The sequence below is a fragment of the Burkholderia sp. SJZ089 genome (genome assembly GCF_007828315.1).
GTDB classification, from domain to species: Bacteria; Pseudomonadota; Gammaproteobacteria; order Burkholderiales; family Burkholderiaceae; genus Burkholderia; species Burkholderia gladioli.
Genome location: NZ_VIUM01000005.1, coordinates 429,273 through 456,075, shown reverse-complemented (window position 1 = coordinate 456,075; position 26,803 = coordinate 429,273). Strand labels below are relative to the sequence as shown.

At 68.1% G+C, this 26,803-nt stretch carries 28 protein-coding genes; 17 read left to right on the top strand and 11 right to left on the bottom strand.

Features of this window, described 5'->3' with window-relative positions; genetic code table 11:
- Nucleotides 1–55 precede the first annotated feature (55 nt).
- The 8 genes from FB600_RS12435 to FB600_RS12400 form a co-directional block, all read right to left on the bottom strand.
- On the bottom strand, nucleotides 56–751 hold the full coding sequence (locus tag FB600_RS12435; RefSeq protein ID WP_145756760.1) for a hypothetical protein: 696 nt from the start codon (nucleotides 749–751) through the stop codon (nucleotides 56–58).
- Nucleotides 752–1,026: 275 nt separating this feature from the next.
- Nucleotides 1,027–1,314: a hypothetical protein gene (locus FB600_RS12430; protein ID WP_145756762.1), complete on the bottom strand. Its 288-nt coding sequence runs from the start codon at nucleotides 1,312–1,314 to the stop codon at nucleotides 1,027–1,029.
- The gene (locus tag FB600_RS12425) at nucleotides 1,311–1,793 is read right to left on the bottom strand and encodes a DUF2778 domain-containing protein (RefSeq protein WP_098181856.1); all 483 of its coding nucleotides are present in this window, start codon (nucleotides 1,791–1,793) and stop codon (nucleotides 1,311–1,313) included. The genes FB600_RS12430 and FB600_RS12425 overlap by 4 nt, the downstream gene beginning before the upstream one ends.
- 179 nt (nucleotides 1,794–1,972) lie before the next feature.
- Complete coding sequence (locus tag FB600_RS12420; RefSeq protein WP_145756763.1) at nucleotides 1,973–2,752, bottom strand: peptidylprolyl isomerase; 780 nt, start codon at nucleotides 2,750–2,752, stop codon at nucleotides 1,973–1,975.
- Between the two features lie 25 nt (nucleotides 2,753–2,777).
- Nucleotides 2,778–3,086: a BolA family protein gene (locus tag FB600_RS12415; RefSeq protein WP_025100292.1), complete on the bottom strand. Its 309-nt coding sequence runs from the start codon at nucleotides 3,084–3,086 to the stop codon at nucleotides 2,778–2,780.
- A gap of 2 nt (nucleotides 3,087–3,088) precedes the next feature.
- A complete protein-coding gene (locus FB600_RS12410; RefSeq protein WP_013698332.1) occupies nucleotides 3,089–3,619 on the bottom strand; it encodes a septation protein A in 531 nt (176 codons plus the stop codon).
- Nucleotides 3,620–3,774: 155 nt separating this feature from the next.
- A complete protein-coding gene (gene msrB / locus FB600_RS12405; protein WP_013698331.1) occupies nucleotides 3,775–4,203 on the bottom strand; it encodes a peptide-methionine (R)-S-oxide reductase MsrB in 429 nt (142 codons plus the stop codon).
- A 34-nt stretch (nucleotides 4,204–4,237) separates the two neighbouring features.
- The gene (locus FB600_RS12400; RefSeq protein ID WP_145756764.1) at nucleotides 4,238–5,803 is read right to left on the bottom strand and encodes a protein adenylyltransferase SelO; all 1,566 of its coding nucleotides are present in this window, start codon (nucleotides 5,801–5,803) and stop codon (nucleotides 4,238–4,240) included.
- Between the two features lie 119 nt (nucleotides 5,804–5,922).
- On the opposite strand from FB600_RS12400, the gene FB600_RS12395 reads away from it, so the two are divergent.
- From FB600_RS12395 to FB600_RS12360, 8 genes are all read left to right on the top strand, one after another.
- Nucleotides 5,923–7,605 carry a 3-(methylthio)propionyl-CoA ligase gene (locus tag FB600_RS12395; protein WP_181164045.1) on the top strand — a complete coding sequence of 561 codons (1,683 nt, stop codon included), beginning with the start codon at nucleotides 5,923–5,925 and terminating at the stop codon, nucleotides 7,603–7,605.
- Between the two features lie 271 nt (nucleotides 7,606–7,876).
- Complete coding sequence (locus tag FB600_RS12390; RefSeq protein ID WP_145756766.1) at nucleotides 7,877–9,961, top strand: 3-hydroxyacyl-CoA dehydrogenase NAD-binding domain-containing protein; 2,085 nt, start codon at nucleotides 7,877–7,879, stop codon at nucleotides 9,959–9,961.
- A gap of 20 nt (nucleotides 9,962–9,981) precedes the next feature.
- Entirely contained in the window at nucleotides 9,982–10,605 is a 624-nt protein-coding gene (gene pncA / locus FB600_RS12385) for a bifunctional nicotinamidase/pyrazinamidase (protein WP_046581692.1), read from the top strand.
- 54 nt (nucleotides 10,606–10,659) lie between these two features.
- Nucleotides 10,660–11,838, top strand: a complete 1,179-nt coding sequence (locus FB600_RS12380) for an acetyl-CoA C-acyltransferase (RefSeq protein ID WP_013698326.1) — start codon at nucleotides 10,660–10,662, stop codon at nucleotides 11,836–11,838.
- Between the two features lie 327 nt (nucleotides 11,839–12,165).
- A complete protein-coding gene (locus tag FB600_RS12375) occupies nucleotides 12,166–12,648 on the top strand; it encodes a PaaI family thioesterase (protein ID WP_013698325.1) in 483 nt (160 codons plus the stop codon).
- 130 nt (nucleotides 12,649–12,778) lie between these two features.
- Nucleotides 12,779–13,777, top strand: a complete 999-nt coding sequence (locus FB600_RS12370) for an NADP-dependent oxidoreductase (RefSeq protein ID WP_096750572.1) — start codon at nucleotides 12,779–12,781, stop codon at nucleotides 13,775–13,777.
- 137 nt (nucleotides 13,778–13,914) lie between these two features.
- Nucleotides 13,915–14,874 (top strand): alpha/beta hydrolase, encoded by a 960-nt coding sequence (locus FB600_RS12365; RefSeq protein WP_096748707.1) that lies wholly within the window; start codon nucleotides 13,915–13,917, stop codon nucleotides 14,872–14,874.
- Nucleotides 14,875–14,910: 36 nt separating this feature from the next.
- A complete protein-coding gene (locus FB600_RS12360) occupies nucleotides 14,911–15,363 on the top strand; it encodes a GNAT family N-acetyltransferase (RefSeq protein WP_096748708.1) in 453 nt (150 codons plus the stop codon).
- A gap of 67 nt (nucleotides 15,364–15,430) precedes the next feature.
- On the opposite strand, the gene FB600_RS12355 is transcribed toward FB600_RS12360, so the two are convergent.
- Both FB600_RS12355 and FB600_RS12350 read right to left on the bottom strand, forming a co-directional pair.
- Nucleotides 15,431–16,276, bottom strand: a complete 846-nt coding sequence (locus FB600_RS12355) for an NRDE family protein (RefSeq protein WP_096748709.1) — start codon at nucleotides 16,274–16,276, stop codon at nucleotides 15,431–15,433.
- An 88-nt stretch (nucleotides 16,277–16,364) separates the two neighbouring features.
- Nucleotides 16,365–17,405: a YgfZ/GcvT domain-containing protein gene (locus tag FB600_RS12350; protein ID WP_096748710.1), complete on the bottom strand. Its 1,041-nt coding sequence runs from the start codon at nucleotides 17,403–17,405 to the stop codon at nucleotides 16,365–16,367.
- 78 nt (nucleotides 17,406–17,483) lie between these two features.
- Between FB600_RS12350 and mltG the strand changes: the two genes are divergently transcribed.
- The 9 genes from mltG to FB600_RS12305 all read left to right on the top strand — a co-directional run bounded on the left by mltG (nucleotide 17,484) and on the right by FB600_RS12305 (nucleotide 26,046).
- Nucleotides 17,484–18,500 (top strand): endolytic transglycosylase MltG, encoded by a 1,017-nt coding sequence (gene mltG / locus FB600_RS12345; protein ID WP_096748711.1) that lies wholly within the window; start codon nucleotides 17,484–17,486, stop codon nucleotides 18,498–18,500.
- Entirely contained in the window at nucleotides 18,500–19,120 is a 621-nt protein-coding gene (gene tmk / locus FB600_RS12340) for a dTMP kinase (protein WP_013698318.1), read from the top strand. The genes mltG and tmk overlap by 1 nt, the downstream gene beginning before the upstream one ends.
- Nucleotides 19,121–19,143: 23 nt before the next feature.
- Nucleotides 19,144–20,172: a DNA polymerase III subunit delta' gene (locus FB600_RS12335; RefSeq protein ID WP_098153932.1), complete on the top strand. Its 1,029-nt coding sequence runs from the start codon at nucleotides 19,144–19,146 to the stop codon at nucleotides 20,170–20,172.
- A gap of 39 nt (nucleotides 20,173–20,211) precedes the next feature.
- Complete coding sequence (locus tag FB600_RS12330; protein ID WP_096748713.1) at nucleotides 20,212–20,991, top strand: TatD family hydrolase; 780 nt, start codon at nucleotides 20,212–20,214, stop codon at nucleotides 20,989–20,991.
- Between the two features lie 43 nt (nucleotides 20,992–21,034).
- Nucleotides 21,035–21,766: an ankyrin repeat domain-containing protein gene (locus FB600_RS12325; RefSeq protein WP_096748714.1), complete on the top strand. Its 732-nt coding sequence runs from the start codon at nucleotides 21,035–21,037 to the stop codon at nucleotides 21,764–21,766.
- Between the two features lie 78 nt (nucleotides 21,767–21,844).
- The gene (locus FB600_RS12320; protein WP_013698314.1) at nucleotides 21,845–22,201 is read left to right on the top strand and encodes a Rap1a/Tai family immunity protein; all 357 of its coding nucleotides are present in this window, start codon (nucleotides 21,845–21,847) and stop codon (nucleotides 22,199–22,201) included.
- Between the two features lie 141 nt (nucleotides 22,202–22,342).
- On the top strand, nucleotides 22,343–23,533 hold the full coding sequence (locus FB600_RS12315; RefSeq protein ID WP_096748715.1) for a mechanosensitive ion channel family protein: 1,191 nt from the start codon (nucleotides 22,343–22,345) through the stop codon (nucleotides 23,531–23,533).
- A gap of 76 nt (nucleotides 23,534–23,609) precedes the next feature.
- Nucleotides 23,610–24,779, top strand: a complete 1,170-nt coding sequence (locus FB600_RS12310; protein WP_105819851.1) for an AAA family ATPase — start codon at nucleotides 23,610–23,612, stop codon at nucleotides 24,777–24,779.
- A gap of 202 nt (nucleotides 24,780–24,981) precedes the next feature.
- Nucleotides 24,982–26,046, top strand: coding sequence for a glycosyltransferase family 4 protein (locus FB600_RS12305; RefSeq protein ID WP_036041100.1), 1,065 nt, complete (start codon nucleotides 24,982–24,984; stop codon nucleotides 26,044–26,046).
- Nucleotides 26,047–26,155: 109 nt separating this feature from the next.
- Here FB600_RS12305 and FB600_RS12300 read toward each other — a convergent pair whose 3' ends face one another.
- Nucleotides 26,156–26,743, bottom strand: coding sequence for a YSC84-related protein (locus FB600_RS12300; protein ID WP_013698310.1), 588 nt, complete (start codon nucleotides 26,741–26,743; stop codon nucleotides 26,156–26,158).
- Nucleotides 26,744–26,803: the final 60 nt, after the last annotated feature.

Here is a 26,803-nt window from a genome sequence, read left to right as displayed (position 1 = left end):
TCGTTGTAGCTGTCGGCGCCTCGCATGCGGTCTTCGCGTCTCGGGATCAGGGTGGCTATATCGTGACGAATCGGTCGAGGTATTTCAACGGCCTGCTAGGTTCAACGTAATGAATCGCGTCGGTACTGGCGTGTGAATAAATCCGTAGCCCACCTGTTGCATCGGACGATATCCAGAGAGGCGACACTTCGAATATCGCTCTTTCCCGCTTCTTGTGGATATGGACGCGACCATCCCGAGCGACGATAGTCGTTTCCTTAAGCGTTTCCTCAAGCAGTCTATCAAGGGTGTCGATCAACGAAATAAGGCTTTGTCGTATGGGAGACAACCCTTTCTCATCACTCGGTAATGGTTGTCCGTGCGCCAGTCGGTCGCGAAGAATTTTGAACGTTTTGTATCGCGGCGTCTTGAACAGGTCGATCGCAGCGACAGCGCCAGCAGACCATGACAAAACGAGATCACGAATCCACTGTGTTCCGACATCAGTTGAAAACTTTGCACCTTGCCTGACAACGGCCAGCATGGAACCGAAACCAGGGGCCGGTGATATTTTTATGGGAGTGACAAGCGGTCGCCGGCTAAACGAAATGACCAGCGTGTAAGCGATTTTGAGGTGAAAGTCTACCAGTGCTATCGACTCCCGGATGTCGATCTTGTCCGGGCTAGGGCGTGCCTTGAATTGCGAGAGAATCGGCCAAAGGGCGTCGCGCGCATTGATTGCGTCGTAGTTTTCTGGATATTCCTCGGCCATGATTTTCTGGGCGGAAAATAAATTTATGTGTGACGGTGCTGGCTCACAGAACAAACCAGCGGTAACGTGTAATCGTACTATATCGACGCCGGATCGGGTACCTTATGGCTTACACCGGTGTCTGGAGCCGGCCTGTTTTGATGCACGCGGGAAGCAAATCCAAGAAAGTGGTACTCGATGCTTGAATCCTATGGCCGGTATGCAATCGAACGCTGCCGCTTTCCGTCAATGCTCTCACCGCCCGTAGTGGGTCGAAATCGATCGGACCGGGCCTATCAGAATTCCCCACCCCGACGCGATCGACCCCGGACGATGAGCTTCGCGACCCAAACAACCCCCCCAACAACGACAATCGAGGCGATCAAAACCGCCATCATCCCGAGCGCCAGCAAATCGTCCTCATTGTCGAACTCTTCATGCCCCGTGATGCGCAGCAAAACCCGCAATGCATCTTCGAGCGGAGCAGGCATCTCCGCCGACAGCCCGACGACGATATGCGCAAGAACCCACCCACCGACGAGCGTCACGACGAGGTTCAACGCAAACAATCCGATTCTCTTCATTTCACCTCAACCGTGCCATAGGCCTTGAGCATCGATCCAGGCACCGGCAAATCGGCGCCTTTCTTCCTCAGAAATTCCGCGAATCGATCGAACGTAACCGGGTTCATGATCGTGATGCAGCCTTCGCTAGAACGGCGCGGCCCCATCGGGTGAATCCGAAAACGCCCGCGCCTTACTTTCCCGACAAAGGTCGTGTCGCCGGTGTTCGCATTCCACAACATAAACCACTTGGTGTGATCGGTGGTCCCCCAACCCTGCTTGCCCCAAGCGTCGTAAAACCAGCCGAAATGGCCGCCCGATTGCCGATCGACGATGTAGTACGTCCCTTTCGGGATCGGCCCGACTCCCTTCAAGCCTGTTGCCTCGGGATTGTCACGCGCGCGCCCCTTGCCGGAAAAAGCCGGAATCGTCCCGAATCCCGGACAGTTCAAGGTCGAAACGCGCTCCTTGTTCAAATCGAATGTGCATCGGATCGGCATGACTTCTCCCTTTGCAAGGGTTTCGAATCCGCGCAGTGTATCGACCAAGCAGATCGCTCCGACCCGCCATTTTCCCCAGGTGCGACAACAACAGCCCAATAAAAAATGCCGTCCCAAGGGACGGCATTTTTTCACCAGGCCAGCTCATCAAAAGCCGGCCCAAGCACATCAAACGAACCTCACTGAATCTTCGCCTGCGCGCGCAGCTTCTCTTCAAACGCCTGCAACTTCTGCTGCACCATCTGCTGCGCCAGTTGCGCCTTCACCTGCTCGAACGGCGGCGGGGCGATCGGGCGAACATCATCCACGCGGATGATATGCCAGCCGAATTGCGTCTTCACCGGCTCGTCCGTCATCTGCCCCTTCTGCAGGTGCGTTGCCGCATTCGCGAATTCCGGCACGAACGACTTCGGGTCCGCCCAATCCAGATCGCCGCCGTTCTTGGCCGAGCCCGGGTCCTTCGAGAACTGCTTGGCCAGGTCCTCGAACTTGGCGCCGGCCTTGATCTTCGCGATCAGATCCTTGGCCTGCTGCTCGTTGTCGACCAGGATGTGATGCAGGTGATACTCGCTACCCGTCGCGCCCTTGGCCAGCTCGTCGTACTTGGCCTTGACCTCGGCGTCGCTCGGCTGGTTCTTCTTCACGAAGTCCTCGATCAGCGCGCGCAGCACCACGGTCTGCTGGGCGATCGCCACTTGCTGCTTCACGTCGGGACGGTTCGGCAGGCCTTCCTTGAGCGCTTCCTGCATCAGGATTTCGCGGTTGATCAGCTCCTGGCCGACCATCTTGCGCAGCTGATCGGAATCCTGCTGACCTTGCTGGACGAGCTGAGCGACCATCGCGTCGACGCGCGACTTCGGGATCGGCGTGCCGTTCACCACGGCGACGTTCTGGGCGAAGGCCGGTGCGGCGACGAATGCGGCGGCCGCGACCCACAGGCGGGGGGATTTCAGGATCATCGGGAAGAATTCCTAGTGAAACGAATTATTGTGAAGACACGTTGAACTCATCGGGCGTGTAAGCCACGATCGCGAGCGCGTGAATGCCGCGCCGCATCGCATCAGCGAGCGCATCATACACCAGCCGATGCCGCGCCACGCGGGACTTGCCGGCGAACGCGGCGGCCACGATCGTCACCGTATAGTGCCCGCCTGCCGCGGCACCCGCGTGACCGGCGTGCTCGGCGCTGTCGTCGCTGACATGCAGGGATTCGGGGGAGAGCGCGCTGTTCAGGCGCGCTTCGATCAGCGCGATGCGCCCTTCGGGCGAGGCGCTGAGGAAATCGTCGGACATCGTCATTCGTCTTTCAGGTATTTCGCGAGCCACAGGCTCTGCAGGATGATGAACACGAACATCGCGCCGGTGGTGCCGAACAGCTTGAAATTGACCCACTGCGACGGCGTGTAGTGATTCACCACGTAGAGATTCACCACGCCCAGCACGGCGAAGAACAGGCCCCAGGCCAGGTTGAGCTTGTCCCAGATCGGATGCGGCAGGCTCAGTTGCTTGCCCATCATCTTCTCGATCAGGTTTTTGCCGAACAGGTAGCGCGCGGCGACCAGGATCACGGCGAACAGCCAGTACAGCACGGTCGGCTTCCACTGGATGAACTTCTCGTCGTGCAGCACCAGGGTCGCGCCGCCGAACACGACGATCACGCCCAGGCTGACCCACAGCATGGTGTCGACCTTCTTGTGGCGGAAGGCCACCCAGGCCACCTGCAACAGCGTCGCGACGATCGCCACGGCGGTGGCGGTGAAGATGCCCCAGACCTTGAAGGCAGCGAAAAACAGGATGATCGGAAACAGATCGAACAGGAATTTCATGGTGATCGGGGCTGCGTGGCGGACCGGGTTCGAGGCGCCCGGGCTGCGCCACCGTTAGGGGCCCCGCCCGGCGGGCCGCGGCGGCACGCAAGACGGGTTTGCGCCGGCGGCTGTTGCGTGTGGCCGAAGCGCCCGGGCCAGCCCGGGCGACGGCCTCACTTGCCGGCGTCAGGCTCGAAGTTTAACGCAGCCGAATTGATGCAGTAACGCAGGCCGGTCTTGTCGCGCGGACCATCCTCGAACACGTGTCCCAGGTGCGCGCCGCAATTGTTGCAGCGCACCTCGACGCGGATCATGCCGTGCGTACGGTCCATCTTCTCCTCGATCACCTCGCCGTTGAGCGGCTTGAAGTAGCTGGGCCAGCCGCAGCCCGAGTGGTACTTCGCGCCGGATTCGAACAACGGCGTGTCGCAAACCACGCAGTGATAGATGCCGGCATCTTCCAGGTCGGTGTATTCGCCGGTGAAGGCGCGCTCGGTGGCGGCATGCTGGGTGACCTCGTACTGCATCGGCGTGAGGCGCTCGCGCAGCTCGGCCTCGTCCTTCTGGTACGGGTAATCGCGGTCGTTGTGATCGTGGGACATGTGGGTCTCTCCAGGGGAATCGGGGCGCCGTCGCTCAGGACGAACAGCTGACCTCGAGCGTGCCGGCCCAGTCCGGCGGCAGCGCGGCGTAGGCTTCGTGCTCCGGTTGCTCGTCGAACGGCCGGCGCAGGATCGCCGCGAGCCGCTCGACTTCCGAATAGTCCTTCTCGGCCGCGCGACGGATCGCGGTCTCGGCCAGGTGGTTGCGCAGCACGTACTTCGGGTTCACGCGGTTCATCGCGGCGGCGCGCTCGGCGTCGTCGCGCGTCTCGTCGGCCAGGCGCGCGCGATATTGCGCGGCCCAGCCGTCGAAGGCTTCGCGGTCGATGAACAGGTCGCGCACCGGCGCATCCGAATTCGCGTCGTGCTTCGAGAGCTGCGCGAGGCGCCGGAAGGTCAGCGTGAAATCGGCGTGGCTGCCGTGCATGATCTCGAGCAGCCGGTTGGCCAGCGCGGCATCGCCTTCCTGCTCGAGCGCGAGCCCCAGCTTGGCGCGCATCGCGCCTTCCAGCGCCGGGCCGAAGGTTTCCGGGAAGCGCGACAGCACCGCCTGGGCGTCCTCCACGGCGCGCTCGGTGCGCGGGTCGTCTTCCAGGTCGACGCGTTGCTGGCCGATCAGCGGCAGCAGCGCCTGCGCCAGGCAGAAGCAGTTCCAGTGCGAGATGCGCGGCTGCATGCGATAGGCATAACGCCCCTGCTGGTCGGTGTGATTGCAGATGTGGCCAGCGTCGAAGGCATCGACGAAGCCGAACGGGCCGTAATCGAGCGTGAGCCCGAGGATCGACATGTTGTCGGTATTCATCACACCGTGGCAGAAGCCGACCGCCTGCCATTGCGCGACCATCTTCGCGGTGCGCTGCATCACGGCTTCCAGCAGGGCGAGGTACGGGTCCTCGGCCTCGCGGCAGGCGGGGTAGAAGCGGTCGATCACGTGGTCGGCCAGTTGCTTGAGCAGGTCGGGCCGATCGTTCGAGAAGAAATGCTCGAAATGGCCGAAACGCACGAAGCTCTCGGCCACGCGCGTGACCACCGCGGCCGTCTCGACGGTCTCGCGCATCACGGTCTGGTCGGAGCCGATCACGGTCAGCGCGCGGGTGGTCGGGATGCCGAGATGGTGCATCGCTTCGGAGCACAGGAATTCGCGGATCGAGGAGCGCAGCACGGCGCGGCCGTCGCCCATGCGCGAGTAGGGCGTGCGCCCGGCGCCCTTCAACTGCAGCTCGAAGCGGCGTCCTTCGTGCTCGATCTCGCCGACGTTCAGCGCGCGGCCGTCGCCGAGCTGGCCGGCCCAGACTCCGAACTGGTGTCCCGAGTAAACGCTCGAATAGGGCAGCGCCTCGGCGGGCCAGTCGCGGCTCGGGTTGCCGCAGAACAGCTCGGCGAAGCCCGGCAGCGCGCGGATCGCGGGATCGAGGCCCAGTTCCGCGGCCACGTTGTCGGAGAAGCCGACCACGTAAGGCGCGGGCAGCGGCGCGGCGGGCAGGCGCGTCAGGAATGCGGCGCCCAGCTTGAGGAAGGCATCGTCGCGCGGCGCGGCGAGCGAGGCGGCGAGATCGGGGAGGGTGGCAGCCAAATCGGATTCGCTTCTGGATAACGGCAAGTTGAACGACGAGTCACAAGTCGGTATTGTAAATCCGCGCCGCGCGGGCCGCTTGCGGCGAGGGAGAGGCATCTGTCGTAGTCGGATCCAACCGGGAGAGCTGGACGATGAGCACCACGATGAACCCGCCGCTGCTGGGCCAGATGATGGACATACCCTTGCTGGTGTCGTCCCTGATCACGCACGCGGCGCGCCACATGGGCCATGCCGAGATCGTATCGCGGCGGCTCGAGGGCGATATCCACCGCTACACCTACCGCGATTGCGAACGGCGTTCCCGGCAACTGGCGCAGGCCCTGCTGCGCGCCGGCGTCGAGCCGGGCGAGCGGGTCGGCACGCTGGCCTGGAACGGCTATCGCCACCTGGAAGCCTATTACGGCATCAGCGGGATGGGCGCGGTCTGCCACACGATCAATCCGCGCCTGTTTCCCGAGCAGCTCGTCTACATCATCAACCACGCCGATGACCGTTTCGTGCTGTTCGACATCAGCTTCGCGCCGCTGGTCGACCGGCTCGCGCCGCTGTGCCCGCAGGTGCGCGGCTGGATCGCGATGACCGACGAGGCGCACCTGCCGGCCGCCGCCACGCCGCTGCTGGCGTATGAAACGCTGCTCGAGGCCGAGGACGGCGACTATCAATGGCCGCTGCTCGACGAGCGCCAGGCTTCCTCGCTCTGCTACACCTCGGGCACCACCGGCAACCCGAAGGGGGTGCTCTATTCGCATCGTTCCACCGTGCTGCACGCCTACGCGGCCGCGCTGCCCGACGCGATGGGCCTGTCGGCGCTCGATTCGGTGCTGCCGGTGGTGCCGATGTTCCATGTCAACGCCTGGGGCCTGCCTTACGCGGTGCCGCTCACCGGCGCGAAGCTGGTGATGCCGGGCAAGGACCTGGACGGCAAGTCGCTGCACGAGCTGATGGAGGCCGAACGCGTGACCTGCTCGGCTGGCGTGCCGACGGTCTGGCTGGGCCTGCTCAACCATCTGCGCGAATCGGGCGCCGGCTTCTCGACCATGGAGCGCACGGTGATCGGCGGCTCGGCCTGCCCGCCGGCCATGCTGCGCGCCTTCGAGGACGATTACGGCGTGCAGGTGATCCACGCCTGGGGCATGACGGAAATGTCCCCGCTGGGCACCCTGTCGCGGCTGACCTGGGAGCAGACGCAGCGCGACGAGGCCGCGCGGCGCCGCTCGCTGGAGAAGCAGGGGCGCGTGATCTATGGCGTGGACATGCGCATCGTCGGCGAGGACGGCCGCGAGCTGCCCTGGGACGGCGTCGCGTTCGGCGAGCTGCAGGTGCGCGGGCCCTGGGTGGTCGAGCATTATTTCGACGGCAGCGGCTCGCCGCTGGTCGACGGCTGGTTCCCCACCGGCGACGTCGCCACCATCGATGCCGACGGTTTCCTGCAGATCACCGATCGCAGCAAGGACGTGATCAAGTCGGGCGGCGAGTGGATCAGCTCGATCGACCTGGAGAACGTCGCGGTGGCGCATCCGGCCGTGGCCGAGGCGGCCTGTATCGCCTGCGCGCATCCGAAATGGACCGAGCGGCCGCTGCTGGTGGTGGTGCCGCGACCCGGCATGGACGTCACGCGCGAGGAACTGCTGGCCTTCTACGCGGGCAAGGTCGCGAAATGGTGGATCCCCGACGACGTGGTGTTCGTCGAGACGCTGCCGCACACGGCCACCGGCAAGCTGCAGAAGCTCAAGCTGCGCGAGATGTTCCGCGAGCATGTGCTGCCCGGCATCGTGGCCGGCGAATGCCCGCTGGAAGGCGAGCCGCTGCGCCCGGCCGGGCTTTGACGCGAGAGCCCGCATCGAGTGGCGCGTCGTTGCCGTTTCCGCAATCATCGGCGGCCGGGTTTCGCTTCTGGCGATCCGGCCGCCGAAGCTGTTTACAGCGTGGTTCCGACCCGCATCCGGCACCTTCAAGTTGTAATTGAACGATCGTTCTTTTTTGTTGTATGCTGCCCCGGTTTCCTCGCGTGCGGCCACGGCGTCGCGCGCGCACAATCACCGTCGACGCTGACGAAGCGCGGCCTGGCGGCTCGCGCAACCGCATGGAGGCAGACAGATGGCAGTGGACTACACGACTCGTGACGGCGTGGCCGTCATCACGCTCAACAATCCGCCCGTCAACGGGCTCGGCTATTCGACGCGAGCCGGGGTGATGGACGGCCTCGATCGCGCGCTGCAGGACCGGGCGGTGACGGCCATCGTGCTCACCGGCGCGGGCCGCGCCTTCTCGGGCGGCGCCGACATCACCGAATTCAATACGCCCAAGGCGCTCCAGGAACCGAGCCTGCACACCCTGATCGCGGCCGTCGAGGCCAGCGCCAAGCCGGTGGTGGCCGCCGTGCACAGCGTGGTGATGGGCGGCGGGCTGGAACTGGCGCTGGGCGCGCATTACCGGATCGCCGCGCCGGGCACCCAGGTGGCCCTGCCCGAGGTCAAGATCGGCCTGCTGCCGGGCGCGGGCGGCACCCAGCGGCTGCCGCGCGCGCTCGGGCTGGAAACCGCGCTGAACATGATCGTGTCGGGCGCGGCCGTGCCTTCCGAGCAGCTCGCCAAGAGCGGCCTGTTCGACGAGATGGCCGAAGGTGACCTGCTGGAAGCGGCGGTGGCGCTGGCCAGGCGCGTCGGCGCCAAGCCGGGCCCGCATCCGCGCGTGCGCGACCGCAAGATCGAGCACCCGAACGCGGCCGGCTTCATCCAGTTCGCGCGCAACAGCGCCCGCGCCGCCGCACCGCAATACCCGGCGCCGCACAAGTGCATCGACGCGATCGAGGCCGGCGTGCTGAAGGGCTTCGACCAGGGCCTGATCGATGAGCGCGAGGGTTTCGTGGCGCTGGTGCAGACGCCGGAAAGCCGCGCGCTGCGCCATGCCTTCTTCGGCGAGCGCGCCGCCAGCAAGATCCCCGACGTGCCGGCCGACACGCCCGTGCGCGAGATCCGCAAGCTCGGCGTGATCGGCGCGGGCACCATGGGCGGCGGCATCACCATGAACTTCCTCAACGCGGGGCTGCCGGTCACGCTGCTGGAAACGAAGCAGGAAGCGCTCGAGCGCGGCCTCGCCACGATCCGCAAGAACTACGAGGCGCAGGTCAAGAAGGGCAAGCTCAGCGAGGAGAAGCTCGAGGCGCGCATGGCGCTGATCTCGCCGACGCTGTCCTACGAGGACCTGAAGGACGCGGACCTGATCATCGAGGCCGTGTTCGAGGAACTGGGCGTGAAGGAGCAGGTGTTCCGCAAGCTCGACGAGGTGGCCAAGGCCGGCGCGATCCTCGCCTCGAACACCTCCACGCTCGACGTGAACAAGATCGCGGCCTTCACCAGGCGGCCGCAGGACGTGGTCGGCATGCACTTCTTCAGCCCGGCCAACGTGATGAAGCTGCTCGAGGTGGTGCGCGGCGAGCATACCGCCAAGGACGTGCTGGCCACCGTGATGCAGCTCGCCAAGAAGATCCGCAAGACGGCGGTGGTATCGGGCGTGTGCGATGGCTTCATCGGCAATCGCATGGTCGAGCAGTACATCCGCCAGGCGCTGTTCATGCTGGAGGAGGGCGCGCTGCCCGCCCAGGTCGATCGCGCGATCGAGGCCTTCGGTTTCGCGATGGGGCCGTTCCGCATGAGCGACCTGGCCGGCAACGACATCGGCTGGGCGATCCGCAAGCGCCGCTACCTCGAGCAGCCCGACCTGCATTACTCGAAGATCGCCGATCGCCTCTGCGAACTGGGCCGCTTCGGCCAGAAGACCGGCGGCGGCTGGTACGACTACCAGGCCGGCGAGCGGCGCGCCAAGCCCTCGAAGCTGGTCGACGAGATGGTGCTGGCCTATTCGAAGGAAGCCGGCTTCGAGCGCCGCAAGATCGCCGACGAGGAGATCGTCGAGCGGCTGGTCTACGCGCTGGTCAACGAAGGCGCGAAGATCCTCGAGGAAGGCATCGCCTCCAAGGCTTCCGACATCGACATGGTCTACCTGACCGGATACGGCTTCCCGCTCTGGCGCGGCGGCCCGATGCTGTACGCGGACACGGTCGGCCTCTACAACGTCGAGCGCGCGATGCGCCGCTACGCGGCGGGCGCGAACGGCGATGCCTGGCAGCCGGCACCGTCGATCGCGAAGCTCGCGGCGGCCGGCAAGGGTTTCAACGGCTGAAGCGCGCGGAGGATACCAGCATGCGTAGCGACGATGTGCTGCTCGTGATTGACGTGCAGAACGATTTCATGCCGGGCGGCGCGCTCGCGGTGGCCGACGGCGACGCGGTGGTGCCGGTGATCAACCGGCTCGCGCGGCGCTTCGAGCAGGTGGTGATCACGCAGGACTGGCATCCGCGCGCGCACGTGTCGTTCGCCGCCAACCACCCGGGCCGCGAGCCGTTCTCGACGATCTCCCTGCCTTATGGCGAACAGGTGCTGTGGCCCGTGCATTGTGTGCAGGACAGCGAGGGCGCGGCGCTGCATCGCGCCCTCGACATCCCGCAGGCGCGGCTGGTGATCCGCAAGGGCCTCGACGCCTCGATCGACAGCTATTCGGCCTTCGTCGAGGCCGATCGCAGCACGCCCACCGGGCTGGCGGGCTACCTCGCCGCGCTCGGCGCGAAACGCGTCTGGTGCTGCGGGCTGGCCACCGACTACTGCGTGGCCTGGTCCGCGCTCGATGCGCGGGCGGCCGGTTTCGAGGCCGCCGTGATCGAGGATGCCTGCCGCGCGATCGACCTGAACGGCTCGCTGGCGCGGGCATGGCAAGAACTTCAGGCCGCGGGCGTGGCCCGCGTCCAGGCGCAGGCGGTGCTCGCCTGAGCGGGCCGCCTGCGTCGACAACCGTCTACAAGCAATTCGAACCAGGAGACTGGCATGAACGAAGCCGTAATCGTATCCACCGCCCGCACCGGGCTGGCGAAATCATGGCGCGGTGCGCTCAACATGACGCACGGCGCGACGCTGGGCGGGCATGTGGTGGCCGCCGCGGTCGAGCGCGCCAAGCTCGATCCGGCGCGCGTCGAGGATGTGCTGATGGGCTGCGCGAATCCGGAAGGCGCCACCGGCGCCAACATCGCGCGCCAGATCGTGCTGCGCGCGGGCCTGCCCGTGTCGGTGCCGGGCATGACCATCAACCGTTTCTGCTCCTCCGGACTGCAGACCATCGCGCTGGCCGCGCAGCGCGTGATCGCCGGCGAGGGCGAGGTGTTCGTGGCGGGCGGCGTGGAGTCGATCTCCTGCGTGCAGAACGAAATGAACCATCACATGCTGCAGGAAGGCTGGCTGCGCGAGCACAAGCCCGAGATCTACTGGAGCATGCTGCAGACCGCCGAGAATGTCTCCAAGCGCTACGGCATCGCCAAGGCGCGCCAGGACGAATACGGCGTGCAATCGCAACTGCGTGCGGCGGCCGCGCGCGAGGCCGGCCGCTTCGACGCTGAGATCGTGCCGATCACCGTGCTGGCCGGCGTGGCCGACAAGGCCACGGGCCGCCTCCACACGCGCGAGGTCACGCTCTCGTCCGACGAGGGGATTCGCCCCGACACCACGCTGGAAGGCGTCTCGAAAATCCGCTCGGCGGTGCCGGGCGGGGTGATCACGGCGGGCAACGCCAGCCAGTTCTCGGACGGCGCCTCGGCCTGCGTGGTGATGAACGCGAAGCTCGCCGAGCGCGAGGGGCTGGCGCCGCTGGGCATCTTCCGCGGCTTCGCGGTGGCCGGCTGCGAGCCCGACGAGATGGGCATCGGCCCGGTGTTCGCGGTGCCCAAGCTGCTCAAGCAGGCGGGGCTGAAGGTGTCCGACATCGATCTGTGGGAGCTCAACGAGGCCTTCGCGGTGCAGGTGCTGTACTGCCAGGACACGCTCGGGATTCCGGCCGACCGGCTCAACGTCAACGGCGGCGCGATCGCGGTGGGTCACCCCTATGGCGTGTCGGGCGCGCGCCTGGCCGGCCATGCCCTGATCGAGGGCAAGCGCCGCGGCGCGAAGTACGTGGTGGTGACCATGTGCATCGGCGGCGGGCAGGGCGCGGCGGGGCTGTTCGAGATCGCATGATCGCGTGACGGCGAGCTGATCGGCATGAAGGCAAAGGGCGGGCGGCGCTGCGGCGTCGGCCGCCCTTTGTGCTTGGCGCTTGACGATCGCCTTTCAGGCCCCGTATTCGACGACACGCCGCTGGATTCGCCGAATCGTCCGGCCCGCAAGTTTGGTAGGCTTCGGTTCTGGATCAGGGGCGCGCGGCCCGAGCCGGCGCGCACCCGCATCGACATTCACTGAATCCTTGATCGCTAGGCAAGAAGGCAACATGACACAGAAGGCATCGGCACACGCCGCGGCGCGCGAGTCGCGCGGATTGATCGGCCAGACGGCGCGAGGCGCGCGATGAGCCAGGACAGCAGCCCGCGCAAGGCGCCGCCCACCATCGAGAGCCCCTTCGTCGACGCGCTCGGTGTGCAACTCGTCTCGGCCAAGGATGGCGCCAGCGAGATCGCGCTGCCGCTGGCCGAGCAGCACATGAACACCTGGAGCATCGCCCACGGCGGCGTGACCATGACGCTGGCCGACGTGGCGCTGGCGATGGCCGCGCGCAGCCTGACCGACGACGGCGTGGGCGTGGTGACGGTGGAGATGAAGGTCAACTTCATGCAGCCGGGGCGCGGCGAGCTGCGTGCCTATGGCCGCGTGATGCACCGCTCGACCACCATGGCCTATTGCGAGGGCGAGGTGCGCGACAGCCAGGGCAATTTCGTCGCCAAGGCGATCGGCACCTTCAAGTACATGAAGCGGCTGGCTGTGGGCCGCGATATCGCCCGGCAGCGCTCGCGCACCGATCCGGGCGCGAATCCGGGGCCGAGCGACGCCTGACGGCCCCCGTGGCAGCAACGGCCCCGATCGGCGACGACGGGGCCGAATCGCGTTGGGCTCGCGCCAGGACGAGGCCGGGAAGCTCCTCTCCGGCGAGGCGGGCGTCATGACATGGAGACAGGAGACAGCGATGACCGACATCAATCGGCAGGTTCTGCTCGTGTCGCGCCCCGAGGGCGCGGCCAGCCTCGACAATTTCCGGCTCGTGGAAACGCCGCTCGCGCCGCTGCGCGAGGGCGAACTACGCGTGCGTAACCGCTTTCTCTCGCTGGACCCCTACATGCGCGGCCGCATGAGCGAAGCGAAATCCTACGCGGCGCCGCAGCCGCTCGGCGAGGTGATGATCGGCGAGACGGCTGGCGAGGTAATCGAGTCGCGTCATGCCGCTTATGCGGTCGGCGACCGCGTGGTCGGCATGTTCGGCTGGCAGACGCATGGCGTCTCGAACGGCAAGGGGCTGCGCAAGGTCGATGCGTCGCGCTTGCCGTTGTCGGCCCATCTCGGCGTGGTGGGCATGCCGGGCGTGACCGCCTGGTACGGCGTGAATCGCCTGCTCGAGCCGCGCGCGGGACAGACCTTGCTGGTCAGCGCGGCGAGCGGCGCGGTCGGCGGCGTGGTGGGGCAGCTCGCGCGGCGCGCCGGCTGCCGCGTGATCGGCATCGCCGGCGGCGAGCACAAGTGCCGCTACGTGCGCGACACGCTCGGCTTCGACGCCTGCGTCGACTACAAGGCCGGGCGCCTGGCCGAGGATCTGGCGGCCGCCGCGCCCGACGGCATCGATCTCTGTTTCGAGAACGTCGGCGGCCCTGGTTTCGACGCGACGCTGGCGCTGATGAACGCATTCGGCCGCGTCGCCTTGTGCGGGATGATCGCCGGCTACGACGGCGAGGCCGCGCCGATCCGGCAGCCCGGGCCGATCCTCAGGGCGCGGTTGCGCGTGGAGGGTTTCATCGTCACCGAGCATCCCGAGGTCTGGCCGGCCGCGCTGGCCGAACTGGGCGAGCTGGTGGCGCGCCGCGAGCTGCATTATCGCGAGACCATCGCGCAGGGCATCGAGCGCGCGCCCGAAGCCTTCCTCGGCATGCTCAAGGGGCACAACTTCGGCAAGCAGCTCGTCGCGCTGGGCTGAGCCGCGCCTAGGCGCGAAAAGCGAAAGGGCGGCGCGCGGGCATTGCCGCCCATCCTGCGCAGGCAAGCCGCCGCCTGGCCGGCGCGTGGCATCATGTGCCGCTATCGTCCACCCTTTGCCTATCCACCGCCGCCCCGATGCCGCTCGATCCCGGAATCGCCCAGGTGCTCGACATGATCGAGCGCGCCCGACGTCCCGCCTACGCCTCCCAGACGCCACAGGCCGCGCGTGCCGCCTACGAGCGCAGTGCGCCGATCCTCGATCTCGCGCCCGCGCCGATGGCCTCGGTGGAGGATCTGCGCGTGCCGACCCGCGACGGCGCCACGATCGGCACGCGGCTCTACCTGCCCGAGATGCCGAGCCTGGGCGAGCCGCTGCCGGCGCTGGTCTACTACCACGGCGGCGGTTTCACGGTCGGCAGCCTCGACACGCATGACGCGCTGTGCCGGATGTTCGCGCGCGACGCGTATTGCGCGGTGCTGTCGGTCGACTACCGGCTCGCGCCCGAGGCGCGCTTCCCGAGCGCGCACGACGATGCCGAGGACGCCTATGCCTGGCTGCACGCGCATGCCAGCGAATTCGGCGTCGACGCGGCGCGTCTGGCGGTGGGCGGCGACAGCGCCGGCGGCACGCTGGCCGCCGCGGTGGCGGTGCTGGCGCGCGATCGAGGGATCGCGCCGCGGCTGCAACTTCTGATCTACCCCGGGCTCACGGCGCACCAGCAGACGGCCTCGCACGCGCGGCTCGCTCACGGCTATCTGCTGACGGCCGAAACCATCCAGTGGTTCTTCTCGCAGTACGTGCCGAACCCGGCCGATCGCGAGGACTGGCGCTTCGCGCCGCTCGACGGCATGCGCGGCGCGCCGTCCTTCGCAGGCCTCGCGCCGGCCTGGATCGCGGTGGCCGAATACGATCCGCTCTCCGACGAGGGCATCGCCTATGCGGACAAGCTGCGCGCGGCCGGCAATCGCGTCGAGCTGGTCCGCTACGCGGGCATGATTCACGAATTCTTCAAGATGGGCGGGTACGTTCCGGCGGTCCGGCAGGCGCATGCGGACGCGGTGCGGGCATTGCGCGGGGCGTTCGAGCAGGACTGAGCGCCGCCGCGTCGATCAGGTCGACGAGGCGCAGCGATGGAGCGGATCGAGGTGGAAACGGGCGACTGGACGCGGCTCGGCGCCGATGCGGCGCGCATCCGCGACGCGGTGTTCGTGCGCGAGCAGCGCATCGCGCCGGAGCTGGAACTCGACGAGGAGGATCCGCTGGCGCATCACGCGGTGGCCTACCTGGTGCGAGGCGAAGGCGGCGATGACCGAGGCACGCGCCACGCGGTGGGCACCGCGCGCCTGTTGGCCGGCGCCACCATCGGCCGCCTGTCGGTGCTGCCGGAAGCGCGCGGCCGCGGCATCGGCACGCGCGTGCTGGGCGCGCTGGTGGCGGAAGCCGCCGCGCGCGGCGAGGCGCGCGTGACGCTCTATGCGCAGCCGGCGGCGGTGCCGTTCTACCGGCAGCGCGGTTTCGACATCGTCGGCGAGCCGTTCGACACGGCCGGCGTGATCCACGTCGAGATGGCGCGCGCGCCCTAGCGGCTAGGCGCGTCGATCTGTGCGAATCCTTGCGAGAGGCTGCGCGTCGAAACGGCGCGCGCCGGCCTCAACGCGTGCCGCCCAGCTCCACGTCGAAGCTCATCGCGCGCTCGAAGGCGCCGGGCCGCACGATCCGGTGCGAGCCGTCGTCGTCGCAGCGCTCCTTGATCTCGACTGTCAGCCGCGAGCGCTCCTTGACCGTCACGCGCAGCGCCGTGGTGCCGCGCGTGCCGTATTCGGGCGTCTCGATGAAGGCGGCCGACAGCGCGCGCTCGCGCTCCAGCGGAATGCCGGTATGCGGCAGCGCCTCGTCGGCGGCGGTGCGCGTGTCGCGCATGATCTCGATCAGCGCGTCGAGCGAGGGCGCGGCCTCGTAGGTCAGCAGGGTGCCGAGCTCGCTGCGCTTGTGGACCAGCTTGGGCCAGGGCGTGTCGAGCCGCGCGTTGGACAGCCCGTGCACGCCGGCGGCCAGCCGCAGCGGCGCGTCGAGCGCGGTATCGGGCTCGGCCGGCCGGTTGCAGTACCAGGCCAGCTCGCGGCGCCGGCAGTCACCGACCAGCAGGTTGAAGCCGTTGTAGAGCGCGGCGGTGCCGGCGATCTGCTCGAGGTAGTCGAGCGGCGCGAGGTTGCGCCCGCCGACGAAGTCCGACACCAGCTTGCCGCGCGTCGGGGCGCCGGCGCGGATGTCGAAGGGGGCGCGGTAGTTGGTCAGCGCGGCGAAGCGGCCGTCGCGCGAGACGCCGAGCCAGGTGCCGCCGCCTTCCAGGTCGCGCCCGGCCAGCACGCCGGGCACATCCTCCCACCAGGCCAGCGGCGCGCTCGTGCGGCGGAAGAATTCGTCACGGTTCGCGGTGAGCGTCAGTACCGGGCCGTCCTCGGCCTCGGGCTGCCAATCGAATACGATCAGGCACATCAGGTGATTCCCTCACTGGGATCGGGGTGCGCGGACCGGGCACGCGCCGTGGCTCGCGTTGGTCCGCGCGCCACGATAGCACGCGCGCTCAGACTTCGGTGGGGATGCCGTAGGGCAGCGGCAGGAAGGCGAGCGCCGGGCCGTCGGCGGCCCCGAGGTGGACCGTGCCGGATTCCTGCGCGGCCAGCTTGATCTCGGCCAGCGCGTCGACGCCGCCTGCCGGCGCGGCCGCCGCGTTGACGATCATCCCGCAGGGCTGGCCCGGATCCTCGCTGTGGAACAGCTCGACGCCGGCGCGCACCGTGTCGGTCTCGCCCTCGACGTGCACCAGCGCGGCACGGCGCTTGATGGTGCCGCGATACTGGCTGCGCGCGACGATTTCCTGGCCCGGGTAGCAGCCCTTGCGGAAATTGACGGCGCCGATCACGTCGTAGTTGAGCATCTGCGGCACGAACTGCTCGACCACCGGCTGGGTGATGCGCGGCTCGGCGGCGCGGATCTCGAGCCAGTCCCACACGGCCGGCGAGACGCGCGCGAGCTTGCCGTCGAGCACCGCGGCGCCGGCCTCGAACTGCTCGCGGCTGGCGATCCACAGGTGACGCGCGCGGCCGTCGGCGTCGGGCAGCCGGATCAGCGTGCCGGCCGGGCCGTCGAGCTTGGTATGGACGCCGTCGGGCAGCGCCTCGAACAGGCCCGACAAGGCCTCGCGAGCCTCGCCGGCGATGCCGACGGCGACCAGCCCGGCCGCGTCGCTCAGCTTCGCCTTGGCGCGCAGCACGAACATCGACAGGCGCTTCTGCACGGCGGGCTGGATGTCCTTCGAGACCAGCAGGCGCACGCCGGACTCGCTGCGCCAGGCCAGGAACGAGGCCAGCAGGCGGCCCTTGGCGGTGCAGTAGCCGGCCAGCTTGACGCCGGCCGCGTCAAGATGCTCGATATCGTTGGTCAGTTGGCTATGGAGGAAGGTCGCGGCATCGTCGCCGGCGACATCGATGATGCCGAACTGCGGCAGCGGCGCGTAGACGCCGCGCGTGAGCGCCGCCTCGAATTCGGCGGCCGCCGGACGCGGCAGGACGGGCAGGGCGGGGGCAGCCGCGGTCGGCGCCCCGTTGACGATCGGTGTGCTCATGGAAACGGGGAACAGTCAATCCTGACTTTGGCGAAGACAAGCAAGTATTATATGGACCTTCACCGAGTCCCGTTCCGCATGTCCCTACTCTCGAAATGCGCCGCGCTCGCGGCGGCGGCCGTCGTCCTGGCCGCTGCGCTGGCGGGCGGCGGTTATTACTGGGCGAACCAGCCGCTTGCCTTACCGTCACCGACCGTCGATGTCACGATCAAGCCGCACAGCAGCGTCAAGGGCGTCGCGCAGCAGCTCGTGCGCGGCGGCGTGCCCCTGCAGCCGCAGCTGTTCGTGCTGATGACGCGCGTGCTCGGGCTGGACAGCCGGCTCAAGTCGGGCAATTACGAGTTCAAGACCGGACTGACGTCGTACGAGGTGCTGCAGAAGCTGGCGCGCGGCGACGTCAACGAATACGTCGCGACCATCATCGAGGGCTGGACCTTCAAGCGCATGCGCGCCGAGCTCGACGGCAATCCGGCCCTCGTGCACAGCACGGCGGGCATGAGCGATGCTGAGCTGCTGCGCGCGATCGGCGCGACCCCCGCTCAGATCGAGCGGGGCAGCGGCGAGGGCCTGTTCTTCCCCGATACCTACCTGTTCGACAAGGGCACCAACGATATCAACCTCTACCGGCGCGCCTACCAGTTGATGCAGACGCGGCTGGACGAGGCATGGCGCATGCGCGCCCCGGGGCTGCCGTATCGCTCGATTTACGAAATGCTGACGATCGCCTCGATCGTCGAGAAGGAAACCGGCCACGCGGCCGACCGCGCCTACGTGGCGGCGGTGTTCGCGAACCGGTTGCGGATCGGCATGCCGCTGCAGACCGATCCGACCGTGATCTACGGCCTTGGCGACGCTTACGACGGGCACCTGCGCAAGCGGGACCTGCAGATGGACACTCCTTACAATACCTACACGCGCCGCGGCCTGCCGCCGACGCCGATCGCCCTGCCGGGCGCGGCGTCGCTGCAGGCCGCCGTGAACCCGGCCGCCACCCCGGCGCTCTATTTCGTCGCCAAGGGCGACGGCACGAGCGTCTTCTCGGATACGCTCGGCGATCACAACAAGGCCGTGGACAAATACCTACGAGGTCAATGATGGCGCGCGGTAAATTCATCACGTTCGAAGGGATCGACGGTGCGGGCAAGACCACGCACCTCGCCTGGTTCTGCGAGCAGTTGCGCGCGCAGGTCGCCGCCAGCGGCCGCCAGGTGGTGCAGACCCGCGAGCCGGGCGGCACCACGCTGGGCGAGTCGCTGCGCGCGGTGCTGCTGGAGCAGGCGATGGACCTGGAAACCGAGGCCCTGCTGATGTTCGCGAGCCGTCGCGAGCACCTGGCGCGCGTGATCGAGCCGGCGCTCGCGCGCGGCGACTGGGTGGTCTCGGACCGCTTCACCGACGCGACCTTCGCCTACCAGGGCGGCGGCCGCGGCCTGCCGCGCGACAAGCTGGAAACGCTGGAGCGCTGGGTGCAGGGCGGCTTCCAGCCCGACCTGACGATCCTGTTCGACGTGCCGCCCGAGGTCGCCAGCGAGCGGCGCGGCGCGGCGCGCGCGCCCGACAAGTTCGAGGCGGAAAGCGATGCCTTCTTCCTGCGCACGCGCGCCGAGTACCTGCGCCGCGCCGAAGAGGCGCCGTATCGTTTCCTGATCGTCGACGCCAGCCAGTCGATCGCCCAGATCCAGCGCCAGCTCGAAGGCGTGCTGGCTTCGCTCTGATCCACCCGCAAAGGGCCGACCCGATGATCTATCCATGGCAAACCGAGGACTGGGACCGCCTGCAGGCGCTGCGCGCGGCCTGGCCGCACGCGCTGCTGCTGCACGGCCAGGCCGGCATCGGCAAGCTGCGTTTCGCCCAGCACCTGGCGCAGGGCTTCCTGTGCGAATCGCCGCTGCCCAAGGGCGAGCCTTGCGGCAAGTGCGCGGCCTGTACCTGGTTCGAGCAGGGCAATCACCCCGACTACCGGATCGTGCTGCCCGAGGCGCTGGCCGGCGAGGCACCGGGCGCGGTTGCCGACGAGCCCAAGGCTGACGCGGACGAGGGCGGCAAGAAGACCCGCACGCCGAGCAAGGAGATCAAGATCGAGCAGGTGCGCGGCCTGCTCGACTTCGTCGGCGTCGGCTCGCATCGCGGCGGCGCGCGCGTGGTGGTGCTGTACCCGGCCGAGGCGCTCAACGTGGCGGCCGCCAACGCGCTGCTCAAGACGCTCGAGGAGCCGCCCTCGGGCGTGCTGTTCCTGCTGGTGTCGGCGCGGCTCGATCGCCTGCTGCCGACCATCATCAGCCGCTGCCGGCAATGGCCGATGACGCTGCCCTCGGCGGCGGACGCCGAGGCCTGGCTGGCGGCGCAGCAGGTGCCCGACGCGGCAGCCTTGCTGGCCGAAGCGGGCGGCGCGCCGCTGGCCGCGCTGGCGCTGGCCGCCGACGAGAACCGGCCGCTGCGCGACTGGACCCTGACGCAGCTGGCGGCCGGCGCGGGCTGCGATCCGTTCGCCTGCGGCGAGTCGCTGCAGAAGCTGCCGGTGCCGGTGGTGCTGGGCTGGCTGCAGCGCTGGCTCTATGATCTGCTGGCGCAGCGTGCGGCTGGCCAGCCGCGTTATTTCCCCGCGCAGCGCGCGGCGCTCGAACGCTGCGCGGCGGCGCTCGACGCCAACGCCTTCGCGCGTTTCATGAAGACCGTGACGCGCCAGCGCGCGGTCGAGAACCACCCGCTCAATGCGCGGCTCGTGTTCGAGGAGCTGTTCCTCGGCTATCGCGAGCTCTACGCATGAGCCCGATCGCTCAGGCCTGAGCCCAGACAGGAAGCACCGATGTTCGTCGATTCGCATTGCCACATCAATTTCGAAGGGCTCGCCGAGCGCCTGCCCGAGGTGCTCGACAAGATGCGCGAGCACCAGGTCACGCATGCGCTGTGCGTCTCGGTGGACCTCGAGACCCTGCCGCAGGTGCTCGCGATCGCCGAGCGGCACGAGTACATCTACGCCTCGGTGGGCGTGCATCCCGATCACGAGGAGGTGCGGGAACCGACGCTCGCCGAACTCGTCGAACTGGCGGCGCATCCGAAGGTGGTCGCGATCGGCGAGACCGGCCTCGACTACTACCGGCTCGGCGAGCGCACGATCGCCGACATGGAATGGCAGCGCGAGCGCTTTCGCACGCATATCCGCGCCGCGCACGCCACCGCCAAGCCGCTGATCATCCACACGCGCGCCTCCTCGGAGGACACGCTGCGGATCATGGCCGAGGAGCGCGCCTCGGTGCCGGGCGGCGTGATGCACTGCTTCACCGAGCCCTGGCACGTGGCCGAGGCGGCGCTGGCGCAGGACTTCCATATCTCGCTGTCGGGGATCGTCACCTTCAAGAAGGCCGAGGAGGTGCAGGACGTGGCGCGGCGCGTGCCGATCGAGCGCCTGCTGATCGAGACGGACTCGCCGTACCTGGCGCCGGTGCCGTATCGCGGCAAGCCGAATGAACCTGCGTACGTCAGTTATGTCGGACGCTTTATCGCGGCACAGCGCGGCATCAGCGATGAGGCGCTGGCCGCCGCGACCACGCAGAACTTTTTCCGGCTGTTCAAGATCGCCGCCTGATGCGATCGCCGGCCGGAGCAACCCAGGGTAGGAGCCTAACAATATGAAACCGATCAACGGTCTGTCCATGATCCGCCCGGGCGCCGCGCTGCGCGCGCTCGTCCTCGCCGCTGCCTGCGGCACCGGCTTCGCCGCCACGCTCGCGCATGCCGAATCGCGCGACGCGATCGTCAAGGCCGTCAAGTTCGACGATATCGCCGACATCGGCAAGCAGCTCAAGAACGGGCTCGACCCGAACCTGACCGACGACCGCGGCAATCCGCTGATCGTGATCGCCGCGCGCGAGAAGTCGGACAAGGTGGCCGAGGCGCTGGCCTCGGCACCCAATATCGACCTGGAGAAGACCGATCCGGCCGGCGAGAACGCGCTGATGATGGCCTCGCTCAACGGCGACCTGCCGCTGGTGAAGTTCCTGGTCGACAAGGGCGCCGAAGTCAGCAAGAAGGGCTGGACGGCGCTGCACTACGCGGCCACCAACGGCCACGACGACGTGGTCAGCTACCTGCTCGACAAGTCCGCCTACATCGACGCGGGCTCGCCCAACGGCACCACGCCGCTGATGATGGCCGCGCGCGGCAACCACGACACCACCGTCACCCTGTTGCTCGACCAGGGCGCCGATCCGGCCATCAAGAACCAGGTCGGCGTCACCGCGCTGGAGTTCGCCAAGCATTACCAGGCGCCCGATGCGGTCAAGATCCTGTCCACGCGCACCGTGCGGATCGGCGACGGCCGCCCCGCCAGTGGGGCGGGTGGCCAAAACAGTGCAAAATAGCGGTTTTGGGCGCGGCCTTCGCCGCGCCGCTTTCGTCGTACCGGCCCGAGGCCGCCGACCTGACATAAGGAAGATCCAATGTTGCGGGCTCTGTGTTTTGCCGCCGCGTTCGTCGCGCCGCTGTCGGCGCACGCTTTCACGGCCGGTGATCTCGACAAGCTCTGTGCGAAGACCGACGTGAAGTCGCGCGCCTCGTGCGGCGCGTATATCGAGGGCGCGGCCGACGGCGTGTACAACACGATCGACGCGATCGGCGGCACCACCGGGCCGCGCGTCGGCCAGTACTTCTGCCTGCCGCCCGACATCAAGGCGCAGCAGATGACGGACGCGGTGCGCAAGTACGTCGCCGAGAACCCGAAGATCGTCGACTACAACGCCAGCACGGCCGTCTCGCTCGGGCTCGGCAAGGCGTTTCCCTGCCGCAACGGCAATTGAGGCGGCCGCGCGCCCGGGCTTAACTGAACTGAATTGAAGGCGAGGGCGGTTCCCGGCCCTCTGTTCCTGTTCCAACCAACCCCGGCGGAAGCGGGATCCGCGGATCCCGCCGCCCCCGCCCCAGACGACGACTCCCGCGCGATGACGATGACCATCGATCAACTCGCGGCCATCGCCGATGCGCCGCTCCACTCCTGGCCCGGCACGCTGTTCGTTGCCGCGCTCCTGCTGGCCGTCGTGACCGGCATCCACTGGCTCGGCGCGCGGATCCTGATCCCGCTGGCGCGCCCCTATCCCTTCATGAGCGTGATCGTGCGCTATATCGACCGGCCCGCGCTCGCGGTGCTGGCCTTCCTGGCGCTCGAATTCCTGTCCCTGCAGGTGGCCGACGAACTGAGCCACGCGGGCGGCCTGCGCACGCTCGCGGCGGTCGGCCTGATCATCGCGCTGACCTGGTTGCTGATGCGCCTGGCGGCGGCGGTCGGCGAGGCGATCGTGCAGGCCAACCCGGTCGACCGGCCCAACAACCTGGAGGCGCGCCGCATCCACACCCAGGCGCGCGTGCTGGCGCGCTCGGCGATGGTGGTGGTGGTGATCATCGGCACCGGCGCCGCGCTGATGGCCTTCCCCAATGTCCGGCAGATCGGCGCGAGCCTGCTGGCCTCGGCCGGCGTGGCCGGGCTGGTGGCCGGTATCGCCGCGCGGCCGGTGCTCGGCAACCTGATCGCCGGTCTGCAGATCGGCATCTCGCAGCCGATCCGGCTCGACGACGTGGTGGTGATCCAGGGCGAGTGGGGCCGGATCGAGGAAATTACTGGTACCTATGTGTCCGTGCGGCTGTGGGACCAGCGCCGGCTGGTGGTGCCGCTGCAATGGTTCATCGAGAACCCGTTCCAGAACTGGACCCGCAACAGCGCCGAGATCATCGGCACGGTGTTCCTGTTCGTCGACTACCGCACGCCGCTGGAACCGCTGCGCAGCGAGCTGTCGCGCATCGTCAGCGCCGCGCCCGAATGGGACGGCCGGGTGCAGGTGCTGCAGGTGACCGACGCCACCGAGCGCTCGATCCAGTTGCGCGCGCTGGTCAGCGCGCCCGATTCCTCGCTGGCCTGGGACCTGCGCTGCCGCGTGCGCGAGGGGCTGATCGCCTTCCTGCAGGCCAATTATCCGGACAGCCTGCCGCGCGGCCGGATGGAGCTGGCCACGCCGGACCAGGGGCGCGAGCCGGTGCTGCCCTCGTGGATGCCGCACGAGCCGGCGGCCAGCACGGCCGCCAACACGGCGGCCGATCCGACCGCCGCCGAGGCGCCCGCGCCGGAGGTGGTGCGCTGAGCGCCGCCGCCGCTTCCTTCCTCCTTCGCCGAGCGAGCCCCGCATGACCGATCCGAAGCCGGGCGCCGGCCCCTCGATGCCGCCGCTGACCGCGCTGGCGGTCGCCAACTACCGCTCGCTGCGCGACTTCATCGTGCCGCTGGCCGGGCTCAACGTGGTGACGGGCCCGAACGGCAGCGGCAAGTCCAGCGTCTACCGCGCGCTGCGCCTGCTGGCCGATACCGCCCAGGGGCGCGCGATTCCCTCGCTGGCGCGCGAGGGTGGCCTGGCCTCGACCTTGTGGGCGGGCCCCGAGCGCTTCTCGCGCGCGATGCTGGCGGGCGAGGTGCCGGTCCAGCCGCTGGCGCGCAAGGATCCCGTCTCGCTCAAGCTCGGCTTCGCCTGCGAGGATTTCGGCTATGCCATCGACCTGGGCCTGCCGATCGTCTCCGATTCGGCCTTCGGCCTCGATCCGGTGATCAAGCGCGAATGCCTGTGGAGCGGCGCCCTGCTGCGGCCCTCGACGCTGCTGGTCGAGCGGCACGGCGCGCAGATCCGCACCCGCGATGCAGCCGGCGACTGGCGCAGCGTGCCGCAGCCGGTCGCCTCGTTCGACAGCATGCTGACCGAATTCGTCGATCCTTCCGGCGCGCCCGAGATGATCGCGATGCGCGAGCGAATCCGCTCCTGGCGCTTCTACGACCATTTCCGCACCGATGCCGGCGCGCCGGCCCGCCAGGCGCAGGTCGGCACGCATACGCCGGTGCTGGCAGACGACGGCGCCGACCTGGCCGCCGCGCTGCAGACGATCCGCGAGATCGGCGACGCCGAGGCGCTCGACGCGACCATCGACGACGCCTTCCCGGGCGCGCGCCTGGCCGTCGAGAGCGGCGGGCGTGGCCGCTTCGAGGTGACCATGCAGCAGCCGGGCTTGCTGCGCGCGCTCGGCGTGGCCGAACTCTCGGACGGCACGCTGCGCTACCTGCTGCTGGCCGCCGCGCTGCTGACGCCGCGCCCGCCGGCCCTGCTGGTGCTCAACGAACCGGAAACCAGCCTGCATCCGGACCTGCTGCCGGCGCTGGGGCGCCTGATTGCCCGCGCGGCGGCGCGCTCGCAGGTGATCGTGGTCTCGCATGCGGCGCGCCTGGTTTCCACGCTGGAGCGCGAGGCCGGCAGTTTGTCGCTGGTGCTCGACAAGCGGCTCGGCGAGACGCGCGTCGACGACGAGCAGCTCGACCGGCCGGCCTGGAAATGGCCCGCGCGTTGAGCGGAAATCGGCCTGGGCGAGGCGGGGAGGCAAGCCATGTTGCGACGCGGTAAGTCTTGCCGAAACCGAATGTATCCGCGCTGTAACAAGGTCCAGAAAATGCAATCTCCCTGCCACCCTCGAGGTGGATCGCGAATAATGTCGGATTAGCGGTAGCGTGGATTTGTGCCGCGGCCCATGGGCGTTCCTGGAGAACATAACGATGAAGATTGCTCAGATCGCGCCTCTGACGGAATCGGTGCCGCCGAAGCTCTACGGCGGCACCGAGCGTGTCGTGTCCTACATCACCGAGGCGCTGGTCGACCTGGGGCACGACGTGACGCTGTTCGCGAGCGGGGACTCGCACACCAAGGCCAAGCTCGACGCGGTATGGCCGCGCGCGATGCGCCTGGACGTGTCGATCCGCGATCGCGTGGCGCCGCACATGCTGCTGATGGAGCGCGTGGCGCGCCGCGCCGCCGAGTTCGACGTGCTGCATTTCCACATGGACTACTACTCGTTCTCGGTATTCCAGCGCCAGCCCACGCCGTTCCTCACCACGCTGCATGGGCGCCTGGACCTGCTCGAGCAGCAGCCGGTGTTCGACCTGTTCAATACCGCGCCGGTGGTCTCGATCTCGAATTCGCAGCGCCAGCCGCTGCCGCGCGCCAACTGGCTGACCACGGTACTGCACGGCCTGCCCGACACGCTCTACACACCGCAGCCGGTGGAGCAGCGCTACCTCGCCTTCCTGGGCCGGATCTCGCCGGAAAAGCGTGTCGATCGCGCGATCCGGATCGCCGAGCGCTGCGGCCTGCCGATCCGCATCGCCGCCAAGATCGACGCGGCCGACGAGGAGTATTTCGAGCGCCGCATCAAGCCGCTGTTCGCGCTGCCGCACGTGGAGTTCATCGGCGAGATCGCCGACGAGCAGAAGGCCGAATTCCTGTCCGGCGCGCATGCGCTGCTGTTCCCGATCGACTGGCCCGAGCCCTTTGGCCTGGTGATGATCGAGGCGATGGCCTGCGGCACGCCGGTGATCGCCTTCAATCGTGGCGCGGTGCCCGAGGTGATCGAGGAGGGGCTGACGGGCTTCATCGTGGAGGACGAGATCGGCGCGGTGGCGGCCGTGAACCGCCTCTCGACGCTCTCGCGCACGCGCGTGCGGCAGCGCTTCGAGGAGCGCTTCACCTCGCGGCGCATGGCCCAGCAGTATGTCGACGTCTACCAGGCGCTGATCCGCGCGCAGAAGCGCTCGCGCTTCAAGGTCATCGATTCGGCCACCTGAGGATTCGATCCGGCCGCCGCATGGCAAAAAAGGCGCCTCTCGCGAGGCGCCTTTTTCATGTCCGCGGTTGCGCGGCCCTGGCAGAGGCCGCGCAGCCTTGCCGCCTGCCTTACAGGTCCAGCTTGGTGACCTTGGTGCCGTTGATCGACACGTCGCCCATCAGGCCGGCGTTGGTCAGCACGATCACCTCGACCGGCGCGGTGGCCGTGTTCGAATCGATCGCGCCGTTCGCGCCCATCTTCACCAGCGCGACCGAGGCGTCGGCGCCGGCCGACCAGCCGTCGGTGGCGCGGAACTTGTCGAGCGCGTCCTGCGTCATGAACAGGAACACCACCGCCTTGGATTGCGCGCCGGCCTGCAGGCCGACCGACAGCGAGGAGGTGTTGAAGTAGCCGATCGTGCTGCCGCCCACGCGCAGCGCCCCGTTGCCGGTCTGCGCGCCGACGATGAAGCCGGCCTGCAGCACGCTCGGGAACACCAGGATGCCGCGTGATTTGGCGGCCAGCTCACGCGAGCCCGGCACGGTCGAATAGAGGCGCGAGAGCGTGGCGTTCACGCTGGCGTCGATCGCCTGGCGCTTCGATGCGTTGGTCGACGCGCTGTCGGGCTTGTCCGGCGTGGTGGTGCAGCCGGTGAGCGCGAGGCTGCCGACGATGAGCGCGGCGGCGGCTTTCAACACGAGATTGCGTTTTTGCATCGTTTTTCTCCTTCTCCATCAGGTGTGGTCTTGAGGGTCGTCCCGCCAAAACTGGGCAAT

Bases quoted from the DNA above. Each gene is read 5' to 3' on its own strand.
- FB600_RS12435 (WP_145756760.1), bottom strand. From the start codon at position 751: ATGGCCGAGGAATATCCAGAAAACTACGACGCAATCAATGCGCGCGAC.
- FB600_RS12430 (WP_145756762.1), bottom strand. From the start codon at position 1,314: ATGAAGAGAATCGGATTGTTTGCGTTGAACCTCGTCGTGACGCTCGTC.
- FB600_RS12425 (WP_098181856.1), bottom strand. From the start codon at position 1,793: ATGCCGATCCGATGCACATTCGATTTGAACAAGGAGCGCGTTTCGACC.
- FB600_RS12420 (WP_145756763.1), bottom strand. From the start codon at position 2,752: ATGATCCTGAAATCCCCCCGCCTGTGGGTCGCGGCCGCCGCATTCGTC.
- FB600_RS12415 (WP_025100292.1), bottom strand. From the start codon at position 3,086: ATGTCCGACGATTTCCTCAGCGCCTCGCCCGAAGGGCGCATCGCGCTG.
- FB600_RS12410 (WP_013698332.1), bottom strand. From the start codon at position 3,619: ATGAAATTCCTGTTCGATCTGTTTCCGATCATCCTGTTTTTCGCTGCC.
- msrB (WP_013698331.1), bottom strand. From the start codon at position 4,203: ATGTCCCACGATCACAACGACCGCGATTACCCGTACCAGAAGGACGAG.
- FB600_RS12395 (WP_181164045.1), top strand. From the start codon at position 5,923: ATGAACCCGCCGCTGCTGGGCCAGATGATGGACATACCCTTGCTGGTG.
- FB600_RS12390 (WP_145756766.1), top strand. From the start codon at position 7,877: ATGGCAGTGGACTACACGACTCGTGACGGCGTGGCCGTCATCACGCTC.
- pncA (WP_046581692.1), top strand. From the start codon at position 9,982: ATGCGTAGCGACGATGTGCTGCTCGTGATTGACGTGCAGAACGATTTC.
- FB600_RS12380 (WP_013698326.1), top strand. From the start codon at position 10,660: ATGAACGAAGCCGTAATCGTATCCACCGCCCGCACCGGGCTGGCGAAA.
- FB600_RS12375 (WP_013698325.1), top strand. From the start codon at position 12,166: ATGAGCCAGGACAGCAGCCCGCGCAAGGCGCCGCCCACCATCGAGAGC.
- FB600_RS12370 (WP_096750572.1), top strand. From the start codon at position 12,779: ATGACCGACATCAATCGGCAGGTTCTGCTCGTGTCGCGCCCCGAGGGC.
- FB600_RS12365 (WP_096748707.1), top strand. From the start codon at position 13,915: ATGCCGCTCGATCCCGGAATCGCCCAGGTGCTCGACATGATCGAGCGC.
- FB600_RS12360 (WP_096748708.1), top strand. From the start codon at position 14,911: ATGGAGCGGATCGAGGTGGAAACGGGCGACTGGACGCGGCTCGGCGCC.
- FB600_RS12355 (WP_096748709.1), bottom strand. From the start codon at position 16,276: ATGTGCCTGATCGTATTCGATTGGCAGCCCGAGGCCGAGGACGGCCCG.
- FB600_RS12350 (WP_096748710.1), bottom strand. From the start codon at position 17,405: ATGAGCACACCGATCGTCAACGGGGCGCCGACCGCGGCTGCCCCCGCC.
- mltG (WP_096748711.1), top strand. From the start codon at position 17,484: ATGTCCCTACTCTCGAAATGCGCCGCGCTCGCGGCGGCGGCCGTCGTC.
- tmk (WP_013698318.1), top strand. From the start codon at position 18,500: ATGGCGCGCGGTAAATTCATCACGTTCGAAGGGATCGACGGTGCGGGC.
- FB600_RS12335 (WP_098153932.1), top strand. From the start codon at position 19,144: ATGATCTATCCATGGCAAACCGAGGACTGGGACCGCCTGCAGGCGCTG.
- FB600_RS12330 (WP_096748713.1), top strand. From the start codon at position 20,212: ATGTTCGTCGATTCGCATTGCCACATCAATTTCGAAGGGCTCGCCGAG.
- FB600_RS12325 (WP_096748714.1), top strand. From the start codon at position 21,035: ATGAAACCGATCAACGGTCTGTCCATGATCCGCCCGGGCGCCGCGCTG.
- FB600_RS12320 (WP_013698314.1), top strand. From the start codon at position 21,845: ATGTTGCGGGCTCTGTGTTTTGCCGCCGCGTTCGTCGCGCCGCTGTCG.
- FB600_RS12315 (WP_096748715.1), top strand. From the start codon at position 22,343: ATGACGATGACCATCGATCAACTCGCGGCCATCGCCGATGCGCCGCTC.
- FB600_RS12310 (WP_105819851.1), top strand. From the start codon at position 23,610: ATGCCGCCGCTGACCGCGCTGGCGGTCGCCAACTACCGCTCGCTGCGC.
- FB600_RS12305 (WP_036041100.1), top strand. From the start codon at position 24,982: ATGAAGATTGCTCAGATCGCGCCTCTGACGGAATCGGTGCCGCCGAAG.
- FB600_RS12300 (WP_013698310.1), bottom strand. From the start codon at position 26,743: ATGCAAAAACGCAATCTCGTGTTGAAAGCCGCCGCCGCGCTCATCGTC.